Origin of the sequence: Bacillus yunxiaonensis, from assembly GCF_037104695.1 — a bacterium.
Taxonomy (GTDB): domain Bacteria; phylum Bacillota; class Bacilli; order Bacillales; family Bacillaceae_G; genus Bacillus_A; species Bacillus_A yunxiaonensis.
The window spans coordinates 120,714-141,031 of the sequence record NZ_JBAWSV010000010.1 but is presented as its reverse complement, the minus strand read 5'-3'; the positions used below and the strand labels follow the sequence as shown (position 1 = coordinate 141,031).

14 protein-coding genes, 22 tRNA genes and 2 rRNA genes are annotated in these 20,318 nt (G+C 39.5%); 34 read left to right on the top strand and 4 right to left on the bottom strand.

All coding sequences use genetic code 11. The features are described from left to right. From WAX78_RS22470 to WAX78_RS22310, 33 genes are all read left to right on the top strand, one after another. Positions 1-99, top strand: a 23S ribosomal RNA gene (locus WAX78_RS22470); the annotation flags it as partial. A 108-nt stretch (positions 100-207) separates the two neighbouring features. Beyond that, positions 208-323: ribosomal RNA gene (gene rrf, locus WAX78_RS22465) — 5S ribosomal RNA — on the top strand. Between the two features lie 4 nt (positions 324-327). Next, positions 328-403, top strand: a tRNA-Val gene (locus WAX78_RS22460). Between the two features lie 7 nt (positions 404-410). After that, positions 411-486, top strand: a tRNA-Thr gene (locus tag WAX78_RS22455). Positions 487-494: 8 nt separating this feature from the next. Next, positions 495-570: transfer RNA gene (locus WAX78_RS22450), tRNA-His, on the top strand. 17 nt (positions 571-587) lie between these two features. Next, positions 588-668 (top strand) — tRNA-Leu (locus WAX78_RS22445). 29 nt (positions 669-697) lie between these two features. After that, positions 698-772, top strand: a tRNA-Gly gene (locus tag WAX78_RS22440). A 16-nt stretch (positions 773-788) separates the two neighbouring features. Next, positions 789-877 (top strand) — tRNA-Leu (locus WAX78_RS22435). Positions 878-880: 3 nt separating this feature from the next. Next, positions 881-954: transfer RNA gene (locus WAX78_RS22430), tRNA-Arg, on the top strand. A gap of 8 nt (positions 955-962) precedes the next feature. Next, positions 963-1,036 (top strand) — tRNA-Pro (locus WAX78_RS22425). A gap of 6 nt (positions 1,037-1,042) precedes the next feature. Continuing rightward, positions 1,043-1,115: transfer RNA gene (locus WAX78_RS22420), tRNA-Ala, on the top strand. Between the two features lie 18 nt (positions 1,116-1,133). Then, positions 1,134-1,210 (top strand) — tRNA-Met (locus tag WAX78_RS22415). A 4-nt stretch (positions 1,211-1,214) separates the two neighbouring features. After that, positions 1,215-1,291 (top strand) — tRNA-Ile (locus tag WAX78_RS22410). A gap of 17 nt (positions 1,292-1,308) precedes the next feature. Next, positions 1,309-1,401 (top strand) — tRNA-Ser (locus WAX78_RS22405). A gap of 24 nt (positions 1,402-1,425) precedes the next feature. Beyond that, a tRNA-Met gene (locus tag WAX78_RS22400) sits at positions 1,426-1,502 on the top strand. A 2-nt stretch (positions 1,503-1,504) separates the two neighbouring features. Further along, positions 1,505-1,580 (top strand) — tRNA-Asp (locus WAX78_RS22395). A gap of 10 nt (positions 1,581-1,590) precedes the next feature. Continuing rightward, positions 1,591-1,666, top strand: a tRNA-Phe gene (locus WAX78_RS22390). Between the two features lie 15 nt (positions 1,667-1,681). Continuing rightward, positions 1,682-1,757, top strand: a tRNA-Thr gene (locus WAX78_RS22385). Positions 1,758-1,766: 9 nt separating this feature from the next. Further along, positions 1,767-1,842, top strand: a tRNA-Lys gene (locus tag WAX78_RS22380). 7 nt (positions 1,843-1,849) lie between these two features. Next, positions 1,850-1,920: transfer RNA gene (locus WAX78_RS22375), tRNA-Gly, on the top strand. Positions 1,921-1,928: 8 nt separating this feature from the next. Beyond that, a tRNA-Ile gene (locus WAX78_RS22370) sits at positions 1,929-2,005 on the top strand. A 3-nt stretch (positions 2,006-2,008) separates the two neighbouring features. Beyond that, positions 2,009-2,083 (top strand) — tRNA-Asn (locus WAX78_RS22365). A gap of 5 nt (positions 2,084-2,088) precedes the next feature. Continuing rightward, positions 2,089-2,179 (top strand) — tRNA-Ser (locus WAX78_RS22360). A gap of 6 nt (positions 2,180-2,185) precedes the next feature. Continuing rightward, positions 2,186-2,257 (top strand) — tRNA-Glu (locus WAX78_RS22355). Between the two features lie 543 nt (positions 2,258-2,800). Then, entirely contained in the window at positions 2,801-3,553 is a 753-nt protein-coding gene (locus WAX78_RS22350) for a DeoR/GlpR family DNA-binding transcription regulator (protein ID WP_336484265.1), read from the top strand. Next, on the top strand, positions 3,550-4,479 hold the full coding sequence (gene pfkB, locus WAX78_RS22345) for a 1-phosphofructokinase (protein WP_336484264.1): 930 nt from the start codon (positions 3,550-3,552) through the stop codon (positions 4,477-4,479). The genes WAX78_RS22350 and pfkB overlap by 4 nt, the downstream gene beginning before the upstream one ends. A 99-nt stretch (positions 4,480-4,578) precedes the next feature. Then, the gene (locus WAX78_RS22340; protein WP_336484262.1) at positions 4,579-6,438 is read left to right on the top strand and encodes a PTS fructose transporter subunit IIABC; all 1,860 of its coding nucleotides are present in this window, start codon (positions 4,579-4,581) and stop codon (positions 6,436-6,438) included. Positions 6,439-6,936: 498 nt separating this feature from the next. Then, positions 6,937-7,881, top strand: a complete 945-nt coding sequence (locus WAX78_RS22335) for an L-lactate dehydrogenase (protein WP_336484260.1) — start codon at positions 6,937-6,939, stop codon at positions 7,879-7,881. Positions 7,882-8,236: 355 nt separating this feature from the next. Then, on the top strand, positions 8,237-10,174 hold the full coding sequence (gene glgB / locus WAX78_RS22330) for a 1,4-alpha-glucan branching protein GlgB (protein ID WP_413789222.1): 1,938 nt from the start codon (positions 8,237-8,239) through the stop codon (positions 10,172-10,174). After that, the gene (locus WAX78_RS22325; RefSeq protein WP_336484258.1) at positions 10,122-11,252 is read left to right on the top strand and encodes a glucose-1-phosphate adenylyltransferase; all 1,131 of its coding nucleotides are present in this window, start codon (positions 10,122-10,124) and stop codon (positions 11,250-11,252) included. The genes glgB and WAX78_RS22325 overlap by 53 nt, the downstream gene beginning before the upstream one ends. Before the next feature lie 173 nt (positions 11,253-11,425). Next, positions 11,426-12,457 carry a GlgC family sugar phosphate nucleotidyltransferase gene (locus tag WAX78_RS22320; protein WP_336484257.1) on the top strand — a complete coding sequence of 344 codons (1,032 nt, stop codon included), beginning with the start codon at positions 11,426-11,428 and terminating at the stop codon, positions 12,455-12,457. 93 nt (positions 12,458-12,550) lie between these two features. Continuing rightward, complete coding sequence (glgA, locus tag WAX78_RS22315) at positions 12,551-14,059, top strand: glycogen synthase GlgA (RefSeq protein ID WP_336484256.1); 1,509 nt, start codon at positions 12,551-12,553, stop codon at positions 14,057-14,059. A 147-nt stretch (positions 14,060-14,206) separates the two neighbouring features. Next, entirely contained in the window at positions 14,207-16,615 is a 2,409-nt protein-coding gene (locus WAX78_RS22310) for a glycogen/starch/alpha-glucan phosphorylase (RefSeq protein WP_336484254.1), read from the top strand. Positions 16,616-16,697: 82 nt separating this feature from the next. Here WAX78_RS22310 and WAX78_RS22305 read toward each other — a convergent pair whose 3' ends face one another. The 3 genes from WAX78_RS22305 to WAX78_RS22295 all read right to left on the bottom strand — a co-directional run bounded on the left by WAX78_RS22305 (position 16,698) and on the right by WAX78_RS22295 (position 18,606). After that, the gene (locus tag WAX78_RS22305) at positions 16,698-16,841 is read right to left on the bottom strand and encodes a hypothetical protein (protein ID WP_336484253.1); all 144 of its coding nucleotides are present in this window, start codon (positions 16,839-16,841) and stop codon (positions 16,698-16,700) included. 75 nt (positions 16,842-16,916) lie between these two features. Beyond that, the gene (locus WAX78_RS22300) at positions 16,917-17,639 is read right to left on the bottom strand and encodes a lipase family protein (protein WP_336484252.1); all 723 of its coding nucleotides are present in this window, start codon (positions 17,637-17,639) and stop codon (positions 16,917-16,919) included. Between the two features lie 184 nt (positions 17,640-17,823). Next, positions 17,824-18,606 carry a TIGR00266 family protein gene (locus WAX78_RS22295; protein WP_336484251.1) on the bottom strand — a complete coding sequence of 261 codons (783 nt, stop codon included), beginning with the start codon at positions 18,604-18,606 and terminating at the stop codon, positions 17,824-17,826. A 287-nt stretch (positions 18,607-18,893) separates the two neighbouring features. Here WAX78_RS22295 and cspD point away from each other — a divergent pair, with 287 nt between their 5' ends. Further along, on the top strand, positions 18,894-19,094 hold the full coding sequence (gene cspD, locus WAX78_RS22290; protein ID WP_035432508.1) for a cold-shock protein CspD: 201 nt from the start codon (positions 18,894-18,896) through the stop codon (positions 19,092-19,094). A gap of 161 nt (positions 19,095-19,255) precedes the next feature. Here the strand turns inward: cspD and WAX78_RS22285 are convergent, their stop codons facing one another. Beyond that, positions 19,256-19,987 (bottom strand): yteA family sporulation protein, encoded by a 732-nt coding sequence (locus WAX78_RS22285; protein WP_336484250.1) that lies wholly within the window; start codon positions 19,985-19,987, stop codon positions 19,256-19,258. Positions 19,988-20,318 lie beyond the last annotated feature (331 nt).

Sequence of the window (20,318 nt, the reverse complement as noted above, 5' to 3'; positions counted from 1 at the left end):
TAGTAAGATCCCTGAAAGATGATCAGGTTGATAGGTTCGAGGTGGAAGCATGGTGACATGTGGAGCTGACGAATACTAATAGATCGAGGACTTAACCATATAATATGTACACTACATTGATGTTATCTAGTTTTGAGAGAATATAAAAAAACTTGTTGACTTTTTTAGTGAATCAAGTATAATAATGATTGTCTCAATTGAATACAGTCTGGTAATGATGGCAGAGAGGTCACACCCGTTCCCATACCGAACACGGAAGTTAAGCTCTCTAGCGCCGATGGTAGTTGGGACTTTGTCCCTGTGAGAGTAGGACGTTGCCAGGCAAATGGAGGATTAGCTCAGCTGGGAGAGCACCTGCCTTACAAGCAGGGGGTCGGCGGTTCGATCCCGTCATCCTCCACCATATATATGCCGGCTTAGCTCAATTGGTAGAGCAACTGACTTGTAATCAGTAGGTTGGGGGTTCAAGTCCTCTAGCCGGCACCAGGATCATGGCGGCTGTGGCGAAGTGGTTAACGCATCGGATTGTGGCTCCGACACTCGTGGGTTCGATTCCCATCAGTCGCCCCATTTTTAAAAAATAATATGCGGGTGTGGCGGAATTGGCAGACGCACCAGACTTAGGATCTGGCGCCTTTGGCGTGGGGGTTCGACTCCCTTCACCCGCACTTTTAATTGAATAAGTCATATATGTCTTGCGGAAGTAGTTCAGTGGTAGAATACAACCTTGCCAAGGTTGGGGTCGCGGGTTCGAATCCCGTCTTCCGCTCCAATTTTCAATATGACATGCCGGGGTGGCGGAACAGGCAGACGCACAGGACTTAAAATCCTGCGGTGGGTGACCACCGTGCGGGTTCGACCCCCGCCCTCGGCACCATATGCGCCCGTAGCTCAATTGGATAGAGCGTTTGACTACGGATCAAAAGGTTAGGGGTTCGAGTCCTCTCGGGCGCGCTTATTAACGGGAAGTGGCTCAGCTTGGTAGAGCACCTGGTTTGGGACCAGGGGGTCGCAGGTTCGAATCCTGTCTTCCCGATATTATGGGGCCTTAGCTCAGCTGGGAGAGCGCCTGCCTTGCACGCAGGAGGTCAGCGGTTCGATCCCGCTAGGCTCCACTTATATCTATCTTTTATGGCGGTGTAGCTCAGCTGGCTAGAGCGTACGGTTCATACCCGTGAGGTCGGGGGTTCGATCCCCTCCGCCGCTACCATAAAGGACCTTTAGCTCAGCTGGTTAGAGCAGACGGCTCATAACCGTCCGGTCGTAGGTTCGAGTCCTACAAGGTCCACCACTCAAGTTTCACTATATGGAGGTATACCCAAGTCTGGCTGAAGGGATCGGTCTTGAAAACCGACAGGCGGCGAGAGTCGCGCGGGGGTTCGAATCCCTCTACCTCCTCCATTTTTTAAAAAAATATTATATCGTCGCGGGGTGGAGCAGTCTGGTAGCTCGTCGGGCTCATAACCCGAAGGTCGCAGGTTCAAATCCTGTCCCCGCAACCAATGGTCCCGTGGTGTAGTGGTTAACATGCCTGCCTGTCACGCAGGAGATCGCCGGTTCGACCCCGGTCGGGACCGCCATTTACATAAAGGCTCGGTAGCTCAGTCGGTAGAGCAGAGGACTGAAAATCCTCGTGTCGGCGGTTCGATTCCGTCCCGAGCCACCATTTTGAAATATGCAAGCCGGCTTAGCTCAATTGGTAGAGCAACTGACTTGTAATCAGTAGGTTGGGGGTTCAAGTCCTCTAGCCGGCACCATTTCAAAATGAGCCATTAGCTCAGTTGGTAGAGCATCTGACTTTTAATCAGAGGGTCGAAGGTTCGAGTCCTTCATGGCTCACCATTTTTATGCGGGTGTAGTTTAGTGGTAAAACAAGAGCCTTCCAAGCTCTGGTCGAGAGTTCGATTCTCTTCACCCGCTTTTTATATGGGCCTATAGCTCAGCTGGTTAGAGCGCACGCCTGATAAGCGTGAGGTCGATGGTTCGAGTCCATTTAGGCCCACCATATTCCGCAGTAGCTCAGTGGTAGAGCTATCGGCTGTTAACCGATCGGTCGTAGGTTCGAGTCCTACCTGCGGAGCCATATATAGAGAAGTACCCAAGTGGCTCAAGGGGCTCCCCTGCTAAGGGAGTAGATCGCTTACGCGGTGCGAGGGTTCGAATCCCTTCTTCTCTGCCAGAAATTGGCCCGTTGGTCAAGTGGTTAAGACACCGCCCTTTCACGGCGGTAACACGGGTTCGAATCCCGTACGGGTCATATTAAAAGAGATAGCATATTATGCTATCTCTTTTTTTATGTTGTTGAAATTCTTCCATTCTATAATTCGATGATTTAGCAGTTACTTGTAGTTCCCACATCAAAATTAAAATTCAAGCAATTATGAAACAACCACAAAAAACATTAGTAATCTTTCCTAAAAAGTCTCCAAACAAATATTTGTTGAATTCTGGCGCAGAATACACTTAAATGCTCCGTGCAAGAAATACAATCTTTGTGTTGATATATAGGAATGTTGGTTACCTCGTGTACTAATTTTAAAAGCCCCTTCCTACAACTGTATCAATGTAAGTGATAGTTCTTTTTTGACTCTTCCATTGTTGTTCATCCATTGCAACTACCTTTTTTCCTAACATACATGCTCGATCATGAGTAAGTGGGCATATGACGACTGTTAAGTGTAATGTTAAAGTTTTATGATTGTTTTTGGTTTATTTATAACGTTTGTGATTGTTTTTGAGTGATTTCGATTGATTTTTGAAAGGGTTTTCGTTATGATGAATGTAAGAAGGAGGTGGCGGCATGTTAACACCTGAGCGTCACCAAATTATTTTGGATTTGGTGAAAAATAAAGGAATTATAAAGCTTCAAGAGCTAGTTGCTGCAACTAAATCATCCGAATCGACAATTCGAAGAGATTTGATTTATTTAGAAGAGAAAAACTATATAAAGCGTGTTCATGGCGGAGCTTCACCGTTACAATCAAAAGGAAAAGAACCGAGTATGAATGAAAAATCCTTCAAAAATCTTCAGGAAAAAAAGTCGATTGGTCAATATGCAGCATCTCTTGTGGAAGACGGGCATTGTATTTATTTAGATGCTGGAAGTACGACGTTTGAAATGATTCCATTTTTGCAAGGAAAAGATATAACTGTCGTGACAAATGGACTTATGCATATTGAGGCATTGTTTCAAGCCAATATTCGAGCTTATTTACTTGGTGGCATGATGAAAAGCAATACAAGAGCGTTAATTGGAAGCGCTGCCCTTGAAAGCTTACTTCGCTATCGATTCGATTTTTGTTTTTTAGGGGCAAATGCTATTCATCCCGTTTACGGTTATACAACGCCAGACCCTGAGGAAGCTTTGCTGAAGAAAACAGCTATGCAACTTTCTAACTCGTGTTATGTTCTGGCGGATGGCAGTAAATTTTCAGAGATATCATTTGCGAAAATTGAAGAGCTCGAAGCAGCAAATATTATTGCAACTAATATTGGAGAGAACGAAGTAGCTCCTTATGCTAAAAAAACATTAATAAAGGTCGTGACAGTATGATTTACACTGTAACATTGAATCCTTCTGTAGATTATGTAGTGCAAGTAAATAATTTTGCACTACATTCGCTAAATCGTATGGAAAAAGAAGTGAAGTATCCAGGCGGAAAAGGAATTAATGTATCCCGTGTTCTAAAAAGAATTGATGTTTCTTCAAAAGCGCTTGGATTTATAGGGGGATTTACTGGTCGCTTTATTCAAGAAAAATTAGAAGAAGAGGGTATTGCAACCGATTTTATTGAAGTAGATGGTGATTCGCGGATTAACATTAAATTGAAAACAGAACAAGAAACTGAAATAAATGGAAGAGGTCCTGTTATTTTAAGTGAACAATTAGAACGTTTAATACAGCAAATAGGCAATTTACAAGAAGGTGATGTTCTATTATTGGCAGGCAGTATTCCACCGTCTTTACCAGAATCGTTATATAAAGAAATCACAAAGGAATGCAGTGCGCGCGGCGTGAAAGTAGCTGTTGATGCGAGCGGAAAGGCATTGATTGATGTTGTAAAGCACCGTCCATTCTTTATAAAGCCAAACCATCACGAGTTAGGCGAACTATTTGATGTAGAAATTCAAAGTATTCAAGATGCGGCATTATATGGTAAGAAGCTTCTTGAAATGGGCGCAGAGCATGTTGTTGTATCAATGGCTGGGGATGGTGCACTCTTTCTTGCGAAGGGGCATGCATATTTTGCTAATGTGCCGAAAGGGCAAGTTGTAAATTCTGTTGGAGCTGGTGATTCGCTTGTGGCCGGTTTTCTAGGAACATATGAAAAAACTAGAGATTTAAAAGAAGCATTTCGATTTGGCGTTGCTACTGGAAGCGCAACAGCATTTTCTTCTGATCTTGCTGAAAAAGAAAAAATTGAGGAACTATTGTTGCAAGTAGAAGTACAATCTTTATCCTACATTAACGGGCAGTAAGCCACCCATCTTAAGATTGAAAGAGAAGCGAAGCAGATAGGGGAAATGAAGACAATCTTCACTGATGGAAGTTTCACTTTATAGGAGAGAAGGATCTATATGAAAATTACAGAATTACTAAAAAAGGACACAATTCTTCTACAATTACAAGCATCTTCTAAGCAAGAAACGATTGATGAAATGGTAAGTAAGCTTGCACAAGCAGGCCGATTATATGATGAGATTCAATTTAAAGAGGCTATTTTAACTCGTGAAGCACAAAGTACTACTGGCATTGGAGAAGGGATTGCAATTCCTCATGCAAAAACAGCTGCGGTTAAGACACCTGCTATTTGCTTTGCGAAATCAAATAGCGGTATAGACTATGAATCTCTCGATGGTCAACCAGCTCATTTATTCTTTATGATTGCAGCAAGTGAAGGAGCGAATGATGCTCATTTGGAAACTCTTTCCCGCTTATCTACACTACTTATGGATGCGGAATTTCGCGGGAAACTTATGAAAGCGCAAACAGAAGACGAGCTACTGAACCTTATTGATGCGAAAGAGAAAGAAGTTAATAAAGAGGAAAATAAAGAAGAAAATACTGTACAGTCAAGTTCAAAGGGGAAAGTTTTAGCAGTTACTGCTTGTCCTACAGGAATTGCTCATACGTATATGGCAGCAGACGCTTTAAAATCAAAAGCAAAGGAAATGGGTGTCGATATAAAAGTAGAAACCAATGGTTCTACAGGAGTAAAAAATGAATTGACTGCAGAAGAGATTCATGATGCAGTGGCAATTATTATTGCTGCAGATAAACAAGTTGAAATGAATCGTTTTAAAGGAAAGCATGTTATTGAGGTTCCAGTTGCAGCTGGAATTCGTAAATCTGAGGAACTTATTAACCGTGCGCTTAAACAGGATGGACCTATCTATCAAGGGACAGGGGAAGCTGCAAAGGGAGAAGTAAAAGAAAAACGAACAGGATTTTATAAGCATTTAATGAATGGTGTATCCAACATGCTTCCGTTCGTTGTTGGTGGGGGGATTTTAATCGCACTGGCATTCGCTTTTGGCGGCATTCATGCGAAAGGGCCAATTGCTTCTACATTAATGGCAATTGGTGGCGGAAACGGAGCATTTTTCTTTATCGTTCCAGTATTAGCAGGATTTATTGCAAGTAGCATCGCAGATCGGCCTGGTTTTGCACCTGGTATGGTTGGCGGTTATTTAGCAGCACAAGCTGGGGCTGGATTTCTCGGTGGTTTAATCGCAGGATTTCTGGCAGGTTATGTAATCGTTCTCTTGAAAAAAGCTTTTCAAGTATTACCGGCACAACTTGAAGGAATTAAACCTGTTCTTTTGTATCCGTTGTTTGGTATTATGATTACTGGTTTGATTATGATTCTTGTTGTAAATGATCCTGTAGTAGCAGTGAATAAAGGCTTAACACATTGGTTAAATGGATTAAGCGGAGGAAATGCTATTTTATTAGGTGTCATTCTTGGTGGTATGATGGCTGTGGATATGGGAGGCCCTATCAACAAGGCTGCCTTTACATTCGGATTAGCGGCAATTGCTGCTCATAATTTCGGACCGCATGCTGCAGTTATGGCGGGTGGTATGGTTCCGCCGCTTGGAATTGCATTAGCAACAACTTTCTTTAAAGGAAAATTTACGGATGCAGAGCGCAAATCTGGTATTACAAATTATATTATGGGCCTTTCCTTTATTACAGAAGGCGCTATTCCATTTGCAGCAGCTGATCCATTACGTGTAATTGTAAGCTGTGTTATAGGGTCTGCGATTGCAGGTGCTCTGACTATGGGGTTTCATATTACTCTTCCTGCACCGCACGGTGGCTTGTTCGTTATTCCCCTTGTGAATAAACCGATACTTTATTTATTGGCTATCGTAATAGGAGCAGTTGTAACAGCAGTTATGCTCGGGATTTGGAAAAAGCCTGTAAATAAATAAGAAAAGCGGTCAACTTTTGACCGCTTTTCTTACATTGTTGAAAAAAGAATGTGCCTAAAAAATATCGGAATTTTGTTTTTAGATTTCTTTCTACATAGTACAGATAAGAATCCTTATTCTTTCTTTTATCCCGCTACTCGTGGGCAGTAAGCCCCCCACTTCAAGCTTTAGAAAAAGCGAAGAAGATAGGTGGGGGATAACTGCTGGCATGCGCCCGATTGGTGAGAGCTTTCCATCAGCGGAGGATGAAAAAAGGCTTCTTTTGTATTCACAATCTAAAGAAAACGCTCCTATTGAGATTGGTTCCACAACCGCCACAATAACTTTATCCTATCTGTGAAAAAGTTCACAAATAGGTCATAATTTGTGAATACATTCACAAATAAACATGCTACAATATGTGTGTAAGGAAGTTAAACAATATAAAATCAGTATTTTAATTATTTACTTAAATGACAATGATAATAATGAAATGATAAATAGAGAGGGGATTTTACCATGAAAAAAGGTATTAATCGCGTAGTATTAGTAGGAACAGGAGCTGTAGGTTGCAGCTATGCATATTCTATGATTAACCAAGGTGTAGCTGAAGAGTTTGTTCTTGTTGACGTAAACGAAGCAAAAGCAGAAGGGGAAGCAATGGATTTGAGCCATGCTGTTCCATTTGCTCCAGCTCCAACAAAGGTTTGGAAAGGTAGTTATGCAGATTGTAAAGATGCAGATCTTGTTGTTATCACTGCTGGATTGCCACAAAAGCCAGGTGAAACTCGCTTAGATTTAGTTGAGAAGAACACAAAAATCTTTAAACAAATCGTTCGTGGCATCATGGATAGCGGATTTGATGGTATCTTCTTAATCGCAACTAACCCAGTTGATATTTTAACTTATGTAACTTGGAAAGAATCTGGATTACCAAAAGAACGTGTAATTGGTTCTGGTACAACTTTAGACTCTGCTCGCTTCCGTTACATGTTAGGTGAATACTTAGATGTGGATCCACGTAACGTTCATGCATATATTATTGGTGAACATGGTGACACAGAGCTTCCAGTATGGAGCCATGCAACTGTTGGTGTACAAAAACTAGAAACAATCTTAGCAAACAGTGAAAAGTACAATCAAAGTGATTTAGATGAAATCTTTGTGAATGTACGCGATGCTGCTTATCATATTATTCAACGTAAAGGTGCAACTTACTATGGTATCGGTATGTCACTACTACGTGTAACTAAAGCGATTTTAAACAATGAAAACAGCGTATTGACAGTATCTGCATACCTTGAAGGACAATACGGACAACAAGATGTTTACGTAGGTGTTCCAGCAGTTATCAACCGTCAAGGTATTCGAGAAGTTGTAGAGCTTGAATTGAATGCAGAAGAAGAATTGAAATTTGATCATTCTGTAAAAGTGCTAAAAGAAACTATGGCACCAGTACTATAATCCAAATTGTATAAATCCCTTTCCGGCCCCCCTGTATAGCCCCCTTTGCCGGAAAGGGTTTTTTTATTTTGCTGAAAGTGAATTACTCTTTAAATGTAATATGTATTTTGTTCTAATAGGAAGTAATGAATAGCAGTAAAATTCCCCCTCTTTTTCACTTTAAAAATTATTCTAAAATAAAACGCTTACAAGGAATATTCGTCAAAATTCGATATTTTCAGCTGAAATTTACGAAATTACCATGAATTTCCGCGAAAAAAACGTATGTTTTTTTAGAAAATCGCAAGGATATTTCTATTTACCGAAGAATAGTAATAACATATTTAAAATTCTGTCATCTTGTGAGGTGAACATAGTGATTGTAACAAATTGTAATGAGGAAAAAATGCTATTGTTTCATAAAGAGAAAGCTTACGATAGCTACGAAGTACTTGGTGCTCATCTAACGAAGGAAGATGGGGTGCAAGGAACACGTTTTTCCGTATGGGCTCCTCATGCTCAAGCTGTGAGTATTGTAGGGGATTTTAATGAATGGAATGATCAAATGCATAAAATGGTGCGAGTAACAGATGAGGGAATTTGGTCTTTATTTATACCAAACATAGCTCAGCTGGAATTGTACAAATATGCAATTGAAGCCTCAAACGGTCATACAATTTTAAAAGCTGATCCGTATGCAATGTATGCTGAGGTGAGACCAAATACGGCATCCATTGTTTATGATATAAAAGGATATCAATGGAAAGATCAGAAGTGGTTTCAAAAAAAGAAACGAAAACCAATTTATAATGAACCGTTAGCAATTTATGAACTTCACTTTGGTTCATGGAAAAAGAAAGAAGATGAGTCTTTTTATTCTTACAGAGAAATGGCAGATGAGCTTATTCCGTATGTAGTAGAGCATCAATTTACTCATATTGAAATTATGCCGCTTGTTGAACACCCATATGATCGTTCTTGGGGATATCAAGGGACTGGATATTATGCACCGACAAGCAGATACGGAACACCGCAAGATTTTATGTATTTTGTCGATGAATGTCACAAATATGGGATCGGTGTCATTTTAGATTGGGTACCAGGGCATTTTTGTAAAGATGCTCATGGACTTTACTTATTTGATGGAGATCCAACGTATGAATATAGAGATCTTGATGTACAAGAAAACCGTGTATGGGGAACGGTGAATTTTGATTTAGGAAAACAAGAAGTACGAAATTTTCTCATTTCGAATGCGCTGTTTTGGATGAAGTATTATCATATCGACGGTTTTCGCGTTGATGCAGTTGCTAACATGCTATATTGGGAGCGAAATGGGGGGCAGGAAAGTAATGAACATGCTGTATTGTTCCTGCAACAGCTGAATGAAGCAGTATTTGGGGAAGATCCAACTTTCTTAATGACTGCGGAAGATTCAACAGCATGGCCGCTCGTAACTGCACCGACATATGAAGGTGGACTTGGTTTTAATTATAAATGGAATATGGGCTGGATGAATGACATTTTAAAATATATGGAATGTGCGCCGGAGTATCGGAAGTATATTCATGACAAAGTAACATTTTCACTGCTTTACGCGTATTCTGAGAATTTTATTTTACCGTTATCACATGATGAAGTTGTGCACGGGAAAAAGTCGCTATTAAATAAAATGCCGGGTGATTATTGGTCCAAGTTTGCTCAGCTTCGTTTATTGTATGGTTATTTATTTACACATCCAGGTAAGAAGCTGCTCTTTATGGGCGGCGAGTTTGGGCAATATGACGAATGGAAAGACCTTGAAGATTTAGATTGGGACTTACATGATTTTGAAATGCATAATCGTACGCATGATTACTTTAAGGAGCTCATAGCATTGTATAAGCGCTCTAAGCCGCTTTGGCAGCTTGATCACACTGAAAAGGGCTTTCAGTGGATTGATGCGGATAACCGTGAGCAAAGTATTTTTTCGTTTATTCGCCAAGGAGAGAGAGAAGAGGATGTTCTCGTTATCGTTTGTAACTTTACAAATGCGGTATATGAAAACTATAAAGTTGGCGTACCAGCATTTCGCTATTATAACGAAATTTTAAATAGTGATAGTTCTGCATACGGCGGTTCGGGACAAATCAATAAGAAGCGATTAAAAGCGATTATGGAGCCTTATCATAATCAGCTTGCTCATGTTGAAATGACAATACCACCATTTGGAATTTCAATTTTACGGCCAGTGAAAACACGAAAGGGGAGTAGTAAACAAGATGGTACAAAAGCAGACGTGCGTAGCAATGTTATTAGCAGGGGGAAAAGGTAGTCGTTTAAGCGCCTTAACAAAAAATCTAGCAAAGCCAGCTGTTCCATTTGGCGGTAAATATCGCATTATTGATTTTACATTAAGTAACTGTGCGAATTCTGGTATTGAAACAGTGGGGATTTTAACACAATATCAGCCGTTAGAATTGCATAGTTATATCGGTATTGGAGATGCATGGGATTTAGACCGTGTAAATGGAGGGGTTACTGTACTCCCTCCTTATGCAGAGTCCTCTGGAGTGAAATGGTATACAGGAACGGCAAGTGCCATTTATCAAAATTTGAATTATTTAAAGCAGTATGATCCGGAATATGTTCTCATTTTATCCGGCGATCATATTTATAAGATGGATTATGCAAAAATGCTTGATCATCACATGGAACGAGAAGCAGATGTCTCTATTTCTGTTATTGAGGTACCGTGGGATGAAGCAAGCCGCTTTGGCATTATGAATACGAATGAAGCGATGGAGATTGTTGAGTTTGAAGAAAAACCGCAGTTTCCAAAAAGCAATCTAGCTTCAATGGGCATTTATATTTTTAATTGGGCTATTTTAAAAGAGTATTTAGAAATGGATGCAAGAAATCCAGAATCTAGTAATGATTTTGGAAAAGATGTGATCCCTCTTTTATTGGATGAAGGTAAAAAGCTTGTTGCGTATCCATTTAGTGGGTATTGGAAAGACGTTGGAACAGTGAAGAGCTTATGGGAAGCAAATATGGATTTGCTTCGCGAAGATTCATCGCTCAATTTGTATGACCGTGATTGGCGAATCTGTTCTGTTAACCCGAACCAGCCGCCTCAATATATTGCACCGTCAGCAAAAGTGGAAGAATCGTTAATTAATGAAGGTTGTGTTGTAGAAGGTGATGTGCAGCATTCTGTATTGTTTCAAGGGGTAACTGTAGAGGAAGGCAGCAAGATTGTAGATTCAGTGATTATGCCAGATGCCAGAATTGGGAAGAATGTTGTGATTGAGCGTGCCATTGTTGGGCCAGGAATGGTTATTGAAGATGGAACAATCATTCGTCCAGAAAGAAACATTGAAGACGTTGTATTAATTGCAGAGGAAAATTAAATGAAGTAAAACTAGAGATTAGCAAGGGAAGCTTAATCTTTTCACACATAGTTAGTAGAAATAATCGAAGCTTTGATGGATAGTGATTCTATTCCTATCTTCTTTGATCTTATGGAAGATTACGATGATAATTTTACTGCCTAATAGAGCGCAACGAAAAGGGGATGAGATGAGTGAGAGAATCAATGTTAGGAATTATTAATGCAACAGAGAGTTTTCCATCACTACAGCAAGTAACAAATCATCGATCATTAGCGGTATTGCCATTTGGTGGACGTTACCGTTTAATTGATTTTATGCTTTCGAATATGGTAAATTCTCATATTAATAGTGTAGCCATTTTCACAAGTCATAAAAATCGTTCGCTCATGGATCATCTCGGTTCTGGGAAACAGTGGGATTTAGATCGGAAACGCGATGGCTTATTTTTAATTCCTCCAAATTGCCAATGCGATCAAGATGAGTTTGGTTCATTTGCTCATTTTAGCAGACATATTGATTACTTTTTACGTAGTAAACAGCAGTATGTTGTGATTACAAAAAGTCACATTGTAACAGCGCTTGACTTCCAAGCTGTATTAGATCGTCACTTAAATACAGGGGCAGATATTACCGAAGTATGTCACCAAGGTGAATCACTTCAGACATATGTATTAAAGAAGGAGCTATTATTGCATTTGTTTGAGGAGTATCAAGACATGGGTTATTATAGCTTACTTGATGTTGTAAAAGAAAAGCGAAATACATCATTTCATATTGAAAGTTATGAGCATACTGGCTATGTGGCGGTAATAGATTCAATCGAAAGTTACTATAAACATAGTTTAGAAATACTACAGCCGCATATTTGGAAGCAAGTGTTTAAGAAAGAAACGCCGATTTTTACGAAAGTAAAGGATGAGCCGCCAACAAGGTACGGAAAAGATGCGAGTGTACATAATGCGATGATTGCGAATGGCAGCATTATTGAGGGAGAAGTAGAAAATAGCGTTGTCTTTCGTTCTGTAAAGATTGGAAAAGGTTCGATTGTTCGTAACAGTATTATTATGCAAAAGAGCCAAATTGGAGAGAATTGTATACTAGATGGTGTAATTATTGATAAGGATGTAAAAATTGAAGATGGAGCGACGTTAACAGGCGGAGCCCGTTCTCCATTCGTTGTAGAAAAAGGAACAATACAAAGCAGTAATATGACGATTTACTAAGATGTATATTTGAAAATTGAGAGGAGGAATCTGCATGCACGGCATAGGTAAGCACAGCTTGCCTATGCTTGCTGCTGCAGAGAAACAATCGCAGTGAATATTTTATTTGCAGTATCAGAATGTGTACCATTTATTAAATCGGGTGGATTAGCAGACGTAGCTGGAGCACTTCCAAAGGCATTGCAAAAACTTGGAATGAACGTGCGTGTTATGCTTCCGTATTATAGCTTAATTCCAGAGCATGTACGAAAAGAATGTGTGCTTCATAAAGTGATTACGGTTCAGCTTGGCTGGCGTAATCAATATTGCGGTATTTTGAAAATGGAGCATGAAGGGATTACGTATTACTTTATCGACAATGAGTATTATTTTAAACGCGATTCACTCTATGGTCATTATGATGATGGTGAACGTTTTTCGTTCTTCTCAAAGGCGGTATTAGAGTGTATTCCGCATTTAGATTTTGAAGTGGATGTTCTGCATTGCCACGACTGGCATACAGCGATGGCGAATTTTTTATTGCGTGAAAAATATCGTGATCAGCCATTATATGAAAAGATAAAGACAGTTTTTACGATTCATAACTTGCAGTTTCAAGGCGTGTTTCCTCGCATCGTTATGGATGACTTATTGGAGCTTGGTGGTGAGTATTTTCATAGTGAACAGCTTGAATTTTACGGAAACATCAACTTCATGAAAGGTGGAATTATCGCCTCTGATATGATTACAGCGGTAAGCCCGACATATAAAGAAGAAATCCAATATTCATTTTTTGGAGAGAAGTTAGATGGCTTATTGCGTAAATATAACGATAAACTTGAGGGGATTGTAAATGGAATTGACGACGTTTTGTACAATCCGAAGAATGATAAAACGATAGCGGCAATGTATGATGCGAATTCACTTCATAAAAAAAGAGATAACAAACGTGCATTGCAACGTTATTTTGGATTGCCAGAAAAAGAAGATGCACCTATTATTGCGATGGTTACACGTTTAACGCAGCAAAAAGGATTAGATTTAGTGCGTCATGTTTTTCATGAAATGATGCAAGAAGATGTGCAGTTTATCGTACTTGGATCGGGCGATAAAGAATATGAACAGTTTTTTGAACACATGGCATATGAATATCCAGATAAAGTGAAAGTGTATATCGGATTTCATGAAGAGCTGGCACATCAAGTGTATGCCGGCGCAGACTTGTTTCTAATGCCGTCTTTATTTGAGCCATGCGGCCTTGGACAGTTAATTGCCCTTGCATACGGAGCAATTCCAATTGTGCGGGAAACAGGCGGCTTAAATGATACTGTTCAATCGTACAACGAAGCTACAAATGAAGGAAATGGTTTTAGTTTTACGAGCTTCAATGCTCACGATATGCTGCATACGGTGCAGCGTGCATTGTACTATTATCATGACAAACAGGTATGGCAATCCCTTGTGAAACGTGCGATGACAGAGGATTATAGCTGGAAGCAGTCCGCGCGGAAGTATAAGGAGCTATATGAAAGTTTGGTTGATCCAAATGAGGAATCGCAATCTACTGAGGAACAAAAGGAGATCAATCATAAGCAACCAATTCTTTCTGTTAACCGTCAGTAGGAAAGCATAATTGATATATGTTTCACTGAACGGTTCGCATGTATGAGGGATTCGAGAGGTAAAACAGACCGTAAGAGCCCGATTGGCAGAGTTAGCCAGCAGTGAAAAATCACTGCTGGAAGTTTCACTTTGGAAGAGGTGAGAGAAATGTTCTCGAATACAGAAAGTTTTAAAGCCGCTTTTTTAGAAAAGTTAGAAACGATGTATGGCAAAAGTTTTAAAGATTCGACTGTGCAAGATCAATATAATACGCTCGGGCATATGGTGCGTGAGTATATTAGTCAGCGCTGGATTGGGACGAATGAACGGTACCGGACAGACAATCAAAAGCAAATGTATTACTTATCGATTGAGTTTTTATTAGGGCGTTTATTAGGAAGTAATATATTAAATTTGGGAATACGTGATGTATGCGAGAGAGGATTAGAAGAGCTTGGGATTTACTTGCAAGATCTTGAAGAAATTGAAGCAGATGCTGGACTTGGAAATGGCGGTCTTGGTCGTTTGGCGGCCTGTTTTCTTGATTCTCTCGCTTCATTAAATTTGCCAGGACACGGCTGCGGCATTCGCTATAAGCACGGTTTGTTTGATCAAAAAATTGTGGATGGTTATCAAATCGAGCTGCCGGAGCAATGGCTGCGTCATGGGAATGTTTGGGAAGTAAGAAGGCATGATCAAGCTGTGGAAGTTAGTTTTTGGGGACAAGTTGATACATTTCAATCAAATGATCGTCTTGAATTTCGACATATAAATTCGGAGACAATTATGGCTGTACCGTATGATGTACCTGTTGTTGGATATCAGACAAATACTGTAAATACACTGCGCCTGTGGAGTGCAGAGCCTGTTCCATTTCCTCCAAACTGCAAGGACGTATTGAAATATAAACGGGAAACGGAAGCAGTATCGGAGTTCTTATATCCAGATGATACGCATGATGAAGGAAAAATCCTTCGTTTGAAACAGCAATATTTTCTTGTGTCTGCTAGCTTACAAAATATCGTTCGATTGCATCGTGAACGAAATGGCACGCTGCGCAATCTGCATGAGAAAATTGCTATTCATATTAATGATACGCACCCTGTCCTAGCAATTCCAGAATTAATGCGCATTTTGCTTGATGAAGAAAAGATGAGCTGGGAGGATGCGTGGTACATTACGACACATACGATTTCTTATACAAACCATACAACCTTATCTGAAGCGTTAGAAAAGTGGCCGATTCATATTTTTGAGCCGCTATTACCACGTATTTATATGATTGTCCAAGAAATTAACGAGCGTTTTTGTCGTGATTTATGGGAGCGGTATTCGTATGAGTGGGATCGCATTGAAAATATGGCAATTATCGCTCATGGACTTGTGAAGATGGCACATTTAGCAATCGTTGGCAGTCATAGTGTAAACGGTGTTGCCAACATTCATACGGAAATATTAAAGCAGCGAGAAATGCGATTGTTTTATGAGTTTTATCCAGAGAAGTTCAATAATAAAACGAATGGAATTACTCATCGACGCTGGTTATTAAAAGCAAATCCACAGCTGTCGAAATTAATTTGTGAAACAATTGGCACAGATTGGATGAAGGAGCCAGATCAGCTGCAGGTCTTAGGAAATTATAAGCATGATGCAGCATTTCAAGATGCGCTTCACAATGTAAAACAAGTACGGAAAGAATTGTTAATGAAGCGGATTGAAAAACAAACGGGCATTGTTGTTGATCCTTATTCTATTTTTGATGTGCAAGTAAAGCGGCTGCATGCATACAAGCGGCAATTATTAAATGTGCTGCATATTTTATATTTGTACAATCGTTTAAAAGAAGATTCTAGTTTTTCTTTTTATCCGCGCACATTTATTTTTGGTGCAAAGGCATCGCCGGGTTATTATTATGCGAAAAAGATTATTAAACTTATAAATGAATTAGCACGAAAAGTGAATGATGATCCGTATGTAAATCAATATATGAAAGTTATTTTTCTAGAAAACTATCGAGTTTCGCTTGCTGAAGATATTTTTCCAGCGGCAGATGTGAGTGAACAAATTTCAACCGCAAGTAAAGAAGCATCAGGAACTGGAAATATGAAATTTATGATGAATGGTGCGGTAACGGTTGGTACGCTAGATGGTGCTAACGTTGAAATAAAAGAAGCTGTTGGAAATGATGCTATTTTTATTTTTGGTTTAACTGCAGAGGAAGTACAGCATTATTATCAAAATGGTGGATATTATGCTAGCGATTATTATCATCATGATATACGCATTCAAAAAGTTGTCAATCAGCTGACAAATGGCTTTTTTGAGGATGCGGGTGATGAGTTTGAAGCAATTTTCGATTCCCTTCTTATTCAAAATGATGAATATTTTGTTCTTCGGGATTTTGCACCGTATGCAGATGTGCAAGAAAGAGTTGGAAGAACATATGAAAATCGAAAAAAATGGCTTGAAATGAGTACTGTTAATATTGCAAAATCTGGTCATTTTGCAAGTGACCGAACAATCTTACAGTACAGCCGTGATATTTGGAGAATCGCAGAAGGCATGCGAGCGCGGTAAAAGAAGGTAGAGTTTCATCTAAATAGTTTCGAGTTTATTAAAGGGAAACGAAAAAAACGACTTGGAAACATTCCAAGTCGTTTTACTTTGTGACAGAAGTAGGATAGAACTGTGTATATAATATACCGTGTCCACCGTATTCTGCTGTAGCAAAGTACGAAAATGTAAAGAAACCTGTAAAAACAACAAGCATAACTAGAAAGAATGTAGCGATAGCTTTTACCATGTTAGGTCACCTTATCAAAAATTTTATTCCTTTATTATTATAGAATATTATAATAATATTTCTAATCTATTCCTTTTAAAAGAGAGCGGCAATTGACGTTTTATATGTTGTAATGTGATGGTTTTTTGTAATTGAATTCATATTTTTCGTAAAGGTCATACTACGATGGATATGGGAATATTCCAATTCATTTTCTTCAAATTTTACTTTACGAGGAGGAAGAAGTGGGACAACATCAAATAAATTTACGAAGCGAAAACTGTTGGCCACTTGCATTTTATAATAATTTCGAAAGGCAATATCTCCGACTTTCGGGGAGCCGAAATTGTAGAGAGTGTAATGAGAGAATGAAGTGTTTACACGGGCATCTAGTATGTGCAGGGTAGCAAGAGCTCCTCCTAAACTATGTCCAGTAACGAAAAGTGCTTTATGAGAAGGTAAGGAAACGAGGGTGTCCATTATTGTGTCTCGACATGATTCATAAATAGAAAGAAAGCCACTATGAACATTGCCGCTATTTGCAGTAAATGGATATGGTTTTTGTTGGACCATCGAATCGGCCATCCAATCACGGTCGGATTGTGTCCCGCGAAAGGCTACAATAATTTGATCCTCTGATTCTAAAATAAATCCAAACCATGTTGTTGTTTGAATGGCTTTTGCTTGAAAGCCTTGTATATATTGGAAACCTTCGGGAATGGTGAAAATGCCATTTTGCTTATATTGCTCATATGTTAATTCGCAGCATGTAGCTAACAATACAGCGGTATCCTTATGAAAGGATACAGAAGTTGGCATAGAAAAATCCTCCTCATGATGAAATATAATTCAATATATGAGGAGGATGTGGATTTCATTCTTTCACTTTACCCCGCACTAACGGGCCGTAAAGGCTGGAGAGGAGCGGGGAGTAAACTGCCCGTAAGAGCCCGATTGGTGAGAGCTTTCCATCGGAGAAAGGCACTACGATGGAAGTTTCACTTTACTCGTCGCCATCAAGAATGCGTCCAAGTCCACCGAGAATACTGCCTTCTCCAGAATTTTTTGCCCCTGGGCCAGCAATGCGCTGTGCTAAGCGGCTTAATGTTAAGGATTGAACCCAGACTGTTCCCGGCCCTTGTAATGTTGCGAAGAATAGGCCTTCACCGCCAAAGATAGCACTTTTTACATTACCAACAAATTGAATATCATAGTCAACATCTTGTGTCATAGCAACAAGGCAACCTGTATCAATTTTTAATCTTTCTCCTGGTTTTAATTCACGCTTATAAACCGTCCCGCCGGCATGCATGAAAGCAAGGCCGTCACCTTCAAGCTTTTGCATAATAAATCCTTCGCCGCCGAAAAATCCGCTGCCAAGTTTTTTTGTAAATTCAATGCCGACAGAAACGCCTTTTGCAGCACATAGAAAGGAATCCTTTTGACAGATTACCTTTCCTTGATATTCGGTTAAATCAACAGGAATAATTTTTCCTGGGTATGGAGCGGCAAATGAGACATGACGTTTTTCGTATCCTGTATTTGTAAATACAGTCATAAACAGGCTTTCACCTGTAACAAGACGTTTCCCAGCACCGACAAGCTTGCCGAAAAATCCACCTGTTTGTGCAGAACCGTCACCAAATACTGTTTCCATTTCAATATTGTCTTCCATCATCATCATAGCACCGGCTTCAGCAACTACACTCTCTTGCGGATCTAACTCAATTTCAACAAATTGCATATCATCGCCATATAATTTGTATTCGATTTCATGTGCTTTCATGGTTTCACCTCAAGTAAAAATATGTATATCCATTTATATTGTACCTTAAACTTTTTGGAATAGAAAATACAAGTTTTGTTAATTTTCAAAAAAAGTATTTTTGTTTTGTTTGACGTTTTATTTCGGGCATGATATAGTAAAAGAACTATTGAGCTGCATAATGTGGTACGGAAATAAGGCGTGTTTATTTCAAAGCATTAGCTTGTGAGGAAATCATGGTGTTTATCTCTACCTTTGTATGTAGTTTCCAATAGATAGATTTCTTTTTTATTTAGGAGGTACATGCAATGCAAACAGGAAAAGTAAAATGGTTTAACGGCGAAAAAGGTTTCGGTTTCATCGAAGTTGAAGGTGGCGAAGATGTATTCGTACATTTCTCTGCAATTCAAGGCGAAGGCTTCAAAACTTTAGAAGAAGGTCAAGAAGTTTCTTTCGAAATCGTTGAAGGTAACCGCGGACCTCAAGCTGCTAACGTTACTAAAAAGTAATGAAAACAATAAGAAACATTCCTGAATAAGGAATGTTTCTTTTTTTATCTCGCTCAAGGGAACAGTAAAGGTGGAAGATATACAGGGAAGAAACTGTTCCTAAGAACCCGATTGGTGAGAGCTTTCCATCGAAGAAAAGGCACTCCGATGGAAGTTTCACTTTACGGTCTTGAACTTGACTCATCTGAAGAAAGTTCCGCTTTAAAAGTTCTTGCTTCGTAGTCATCTAGCATTTGCTCATATTCTTCATGTTCTTCTGTAGCATATACTTGTACGTTTTTCCCATACATATCTGTTCCGATGAAGTTTTCAAAGTCTTCAACATATCCCTGTGGTTCCTCTGCATCTACATACATTTCATTAAAATTTTTAGAGTCGCGGCGCTCCAAATCAGCAGGTGTTTCTGATGTTCCGTATAAAGCAACATCTTGCCAAGCATCTTCAGCATCATATCCAACAGCACTATCCATATCATACTTACCAAAAGGAGGCTCGATAAGTTCTTCCTCAATAGGACGTGCGCCAAGGATGAGCTTATTATGCGTATGCTCAATGCAAGTTGTTGCAGTTGGCATTGCTTCTAAACGTTCAGGTGGAATTGGTTCACCTGATACTTCACAAATTCCATATGTTCCAGCTTCTATTTTTTCCAGAGCATGTTTTACATCTGTAAGTTGTTTATGCCAAAATTCGACTAATCCCAAGTCTTTTTCACGTTCATACAATTCCGTTCCCATGTCTCCGGGATGATTATCATACGCAGAGAGTTCGCCAACTGAATCGCGTTCCGAAGTTTGCCCTCGATGTTCATGATTTTGCAGCGTTTGTTCAAGTTCTTTTTTTTGCTTTTGTAGTACAGATTGAAAATGATCCATTTGTTGTGGAGTTAGCATAAAATCCACCTTCCTACAATTCGGTTTCTTTAAGTAGTATGAGCTCAATTGCAGGAATTATGAAAAATAATACGTCAATATATCGGCGGTTTAGCATAATACAGAGCGAAACTCCCATCAGCAGGGGGCTTACTTTGGCTTTAAAATAAAGTCGCGACATAAAAAATTGCGAAGTTTTTCTCCTCTAAATATTTTTGTCTGAAGAGGGTTTTTATGTAAGAACATCTAATATTGAAAAGTGTTTTATGAAAGTTTCACTTCATGAGTAAGCAGTCAGTCGGTGGTGACATCTCAGTCAAAGTCCTCTCTTAATGCCATAAAAAGGAGTGAC